At 62.1% G+C, this 4514-nt stretch carries 4 protein-coding genes; 3 read left to right on the forward strand and 1 reads right to left on the reverse strand.

The annotated features are described in order from the left end of the window. From Q0J74_RS10480 to Q0J74_RS10490, 3 genes are all read left to right on the forward strand, one after another. Positions 1 to 1137: prealbumin-like fold domain-containing protein (locus Q0J74_RS10480; protein ID WP_297214387.1), on the forward strand; the 1137-nt coding region annotated here is incomplete at its 5' end. Positions 1138 to 1209: 72 nt separating this feature from the next. Continuing rightward, positions 1210 to 1878 carry a hypothetical protein gene (locus Q0J74_RS10485; RefSeq protein ID WP_297214389.1) on the forward strand — a complete coding sequence of 223 codons (669 nt, stop codon included), beginning with the start codon at positions 1210 to 1212 and terminating at the stop codon, positions 1876 to 1878. A 140-nt stretch (positions 1879 to 2018) separates the two neighbouring features. Then, positions 2019 to 2591: a hypothetical protein gene (locus Q0J74_RS10490; RefSeq protein ID WP_297214391.1), complete on the forward strand. Its 573-nt coding sequence runs from the start codon at positions 2019 to 2021 to the stop codon at positions 2589 to 2591. 63 nt (positions 2592 to 2654) lie between these two features. Here the strand turns inward: Q0J74_RS10490 and Q0J74_RS10495 are convergent. Continuing rightward, a partial coding sequence (locus Q0J74_RS10495) for an AAA family ATPase (protein ID WP_297214393.1) occupies positions 2655 to 4514 on the reverse strand: 1860 nt, incomplete at its 5' end.

Raw genomic sequence — 4514 nt, forward strand, 5'->3', positions numbered from 1 at the left:
GGAAGCTGGACGGACAGCGGCAGCGGATTTTATGAGAGCGGGGACAGCATGTCCTGGTACGCCTACGTGGACCCCGGCGGTGCCGCGCCTCAGCCCCGGGACCCGACGTATGAGCTGTCCGACGGCACGAAATACTCCTTCATCGGCTGGACCGCTGAAAACCCCAACGACTGGGCGTTTACCACCCAGGACAAGCGGATTGACCTGGCGGCCTTTGAGCAGTACCGCTATGACTTTACCTGGCCGGTCGCCCAGCCGCTGCACCTCTATGCCGTGTGGGACCCGGATGTGACCACCGTCCAGCTCGTCAAGACCGACACCGGAGATCTGCCCCTGTCCGGCGCGGAGTTTGCCCTGGAGCGGCTCCAGGCCACGGTCTCCGGCGATCCGGACAAGGGCTACACCTACACCCTGCTAGAGGATAGCCAGGGAAACTATCTCCCGGACGGCGGCTTTGTGACCAGGGTCCAGACCACCCCGGAGAGCGGCCTGGCGGAGTTTCGGAATCTGCCCGCCGGGTACTACCGTCTCACCGAGACCGCCGCCCCGGCGGGCTATACGGGGCTGTCCGCCCCGGTGATTCTCTACGCGCCCTACGGCGGCACGCCGGCAGTTGTGGAAAATCCAGATTCGGCCCATGTGACCGGCAGCGCCCAGGGGGGGGATCTCACCGTAGCGGTGCAGAATATCTCCCAGTACAGCGTTACCATCCGCGCCCCGGACTCCCTCACCCTTACCTACACCCCGCCGGATCTGATCTGGAACCCGGAGAGCCTGCGCTATGAGGAAGCGGGGAGCGGGGCGGGGCAGTGGCAGGTGGCCGCGCCGGAGCAGCAGGCGCCGGAGATTGTGGTGGAAAACACCTCTCCGTCAAACAGCGCCCTGACTGTGTCGGTGAGCCTGAGCTATCTGGAGCGCTTTTCCGTCCTGCTGCCCCTGAGCAGCCTCAGCGGCGGCGCCGCCTTCACCCCATCGGAGACGGCGGAGGGCAAGGCCCTCACCGGTACCCTGAACCAAAAGGAGCAGGCCACCTTCACGCTGTCCCTGACGGGGACCCTTCCCCTGGGTACAGCGCTTCCCGGGGCGGAGACGGAGGCGGGCAGTCTCACCGTCCTGGTGTCCAGACCCAGCGGTTAAACCCGGCAGGGCAGAGCCGGTTTAATACATTCACACAGTCCACTCAGAATCAGGATGAAAGGAGAATGAAGTATGAAGAAACTTTTGGCAGTGGTGATGTCCCTGGCTATGCTGGTCGGCGCGACGGCCATAAGTGCCGGGGCGGCGTACTCAGACAGCTCAAGTAATGTTACTTATGAAAACGGATTAACCCCCAATACCGATCATGGCGGTGGCGTGACAAAGGGAAACCTCACGCAAGGTGATACCATTGGTACAGGCAAAGTGGACATAATGGTCCAGACCGGAAAGGAAAGCGATACGACGAATGTCTATGCAGTCAGCTTTACTCCTGCCGAGTTGACCTTTAATTACGGAAGCGACACTTCTTATATCTGGAATCCAGAAACCCAGAAGTACGAAATCATCGGTACAGGCGGCAGCGATGGTTGGACAACAACTACTTCGACCATTACCATCACAAACTACTCTGATCTTCCCATTGATGTTGAGGCGGCGTTTGCCAAAGACGGTACTGTAAGTGAAGAGGTTACTGTGACCTTTACAGATTCCGATGAAGTTACAAAAGATGACAATAAGCTGAGCCTGCTGTCTGCGGTGACCACAGGTAATCTGAATGAGCAAGGCAGTCCCAAGAGTGGAACGTTTACAGTTGCACTCAACGGCAACTTGACCAATCCGTACACTGCCCCAACCAAGCTGGGTACGGTTACTCTGACAATCAAGGTTCCTACAACCTGATAAGGTTTCAGCAGAATGTAGGCTTCCCGGGGGATGTGCCTGCCACACATTCCCCCGGCGGACGCCGAAAGATGGGCGGGGCAGCCGCTGTCTGTTCTTCCGCCCGCAACGAAGGAACGGATTCCTAGGGAGGTGTATCCATGCCCGCTGTGACAACCATAAAAAGCGGCGCGGCCGCCGGCCTGGAGCTGCAAAAGATCGGCGCCGTCTGCCGCACCTATCGCCGTCGGACGGCAAAGCTGGCGGTACTCTATCTGCTGCTTGCAGCCTGCGGCGTGGCGGCGGCGGTTTGGGCCTATCACTATTTTCAGCCCGCCGTGTTCACCCATCCGGATTTTGACGCCGCCGCCAGCTCCGGCGCGCCTCAGGTGGAGGAGCGGTATGGCTACTCCACCCTGCAAGTGGAGGAGGATTACCGCATCCTGCTGTGCGGGGTCCCCGCCAACGACGGGCAGCGGGTGGAATTTTACCTCACCAACCCGGCGGACAACGGGGTGTGGTTCCGGGCGGAGGTACTGGACGAGGCGGGGGAGGTCATGGGTTCCACCGGCGTGCTGCGCCAGGGTGAGTATCTGGAGGCCATTTCCCTGGACCGGCCCCTGACCCAGCGGGAGACTCCCGTCACGCTCCGCATCGTGGCCTATGAGCCGGACACCTGGCGGAGCCAGGGAACCGTCAATCTGAACCTGACCCTCTACCTGAACTTCGCCTGACATGCAGAAAGCTCCGGGAATCTGACGCGGTCCGTCAGATTCCCGGAGCTTTTTTGCGTGAACTTACGCCTGGGCGGTGAGCACTGCCCGTTCCCCGTCGGAGGTGGCGTGAATGGCGGAGATGGGGTGGAGGTAGCTGTCGATGAGCTTGGTGGCAATGTCGTCCTCCAGATCCTTCTGAATCTGGCGGCGCAGGTTGCGGGCGCCGTAGGTCTGGGAGTAGGACTTGCGCACCAGGTGGTCCAGCAGGGCCTCGTCCCAGGTGAAGGTGATGCCCTTGTCGGCCAGGGTGTCCCGCAGCTCGCCCAGCATAATGCCGGCGATGTCCCTGAAGTTCTCCTCGGTGAGCTTGTTGAAGTAGACGATCTCATCCACCCGGTTGATAAACTCCGGCCGGAGGAAGGACTCCAGGGCCTTCATGGCCCGCTCCTTGCCCTGCTGGTCGGCGGTGCGGCCGAAGCCCACCGAGCCGGCGGAGGTGCGGGCGTCGCTGCCCGCGTTGGAGGTCATGACAATAACGGTGTTCTCAAAATTCACGTTCCGGCCCTGGGCGTCGGTAATGTGGCCGTCGTCCAGAATCTGGAGCAGGATGTTGAGCACGTCGGGGTGGGCCTTCTCAATCTCGTCAAACAGGATGACGCAGTAGGGCTTGCGCCGCACCTTCTCGGTGAGCTGACCCGCCTCGTCGTAGCCCACATAGCCCGGGGGGGAGCCGATGATGCGGCTGACGGCGAACTTCTCCATAAACTCCGACATGTCCAGCCGGATCAGGGATTCGGGGGAGTGGAACATGTCCATGGCCAGCCGCTTCACCAGCTCGGTCTTGCCCACGCCGGTGGAACCCACAAAGATGAAAGACACCGGCTTGCGCTTGGAGGCGATGCCCACCCGGCCCCGGCGCACGGCGGCGGCCACGGCGTGAACCGCCTCGTCCTGACCGATCAGGTGCTCTTTCAGCCGGTCCTCCAGCTTGGCCAGGCGCTCGTACTCCGCCTCCTGGATCTGGCTGGCGGGGATTTTGGTCCACAGCTCGATGACCCGGGCCAGATGTGCCACCGTCAGGGGCGGGGCGCTCTGGGCGTCCAGCTTGCCCAACTCCTCCTGGAGCTGGATCTCCCGGCTCTTGATGGCGGCCAGCCGCTCATAGTCCCGGCTGCTGCCCTGGTCGGCCAGCAGCTGCTCCCGCTCCCGGGCCAGGTTGTCCAGCTCCCGGCGGAAGTTGGCTTGCCGCCGCTCGTTGGCGCTCAGCGCCTCGGTGGTGGCGGGATTGCCTGTAAGGGCGTCGTGCTCGGCGGTGAGCCGGTTCAGCTCCCGCCGCAGCTCGCTCTGCCGCCCCTCGTTGTTTTTCAGGGCGGTCTGGCGCTTGTAGTCCCGGTCGTTGGCCTCCACCATCAGATTCTCCCGCTCCTGCCCCAGGGCGGTCAGCTCCTTTTTCACCTCCACCTCCCGGGCCAGGGCCTTGTTGTGGAGGTTCACGTCGGAGCAGGCCTCGTCAATGAGGTCGATGGCCTTGTCGGGGAGGTAGCGGTCAGTGATGTACCGCTCGCTCATGGTCACCGCCAGCCGGCACATTTCCGGGGAAATAGAGACAAAGTGGTACTTCTCATAGTAGGGGGCGATGCCCTGGAGGATCCTGACGCTGTCCTCGATGGAGGGCTCCTCCACAATCACCGGCTGGAAGCGCCGCTCCAGCGCGGAGTCCTTCTCAATATACTTGCGGTACTCGGTGAGGGTGGTGGCGCCGATGACCTGAATCTCCCCCCGGCTGAGGGCGGGCTTGAGAATGTTGGCGGCGTTCATGGAACCCTCTGCATCCCCGGCGCCCACAATGTTGTGGACCTCATCAATGACCAGGATGATGTTGCCCAGCTTCTTGATCTCCTCGATGAGGCCCTTCATCCGGCTCTCAAACTGGCCCCGGAA

Source organism: uncultured Flavonifractor sp., from assembly GCF_944387675.1.
Taxonomy (GTDB): domain Bacteria; phylum Bacillota; class Clostridia; order Oscillospirales; family Oscillospiraceae; genus Flavonifractor.

What these genes read in the sequence shown, in the direction of transcription:
- Q0J74_RS10485 (WP_297214389.1), top strand. Translation starts at nt 1,210, where the DNA reads ATGAAGAAACTTTTGGCAGTGGTGATGTCCCTGGCTATGCTGGTCGGC.
- Q0J74_RS10490 (WP_297214391.1), top strand. Translation starts at nt 2,019, where the DNA reads ATGCCCGCTGTGACAACCATAAAAAGCGGCGCGGCCGCCGGCCTGGAG.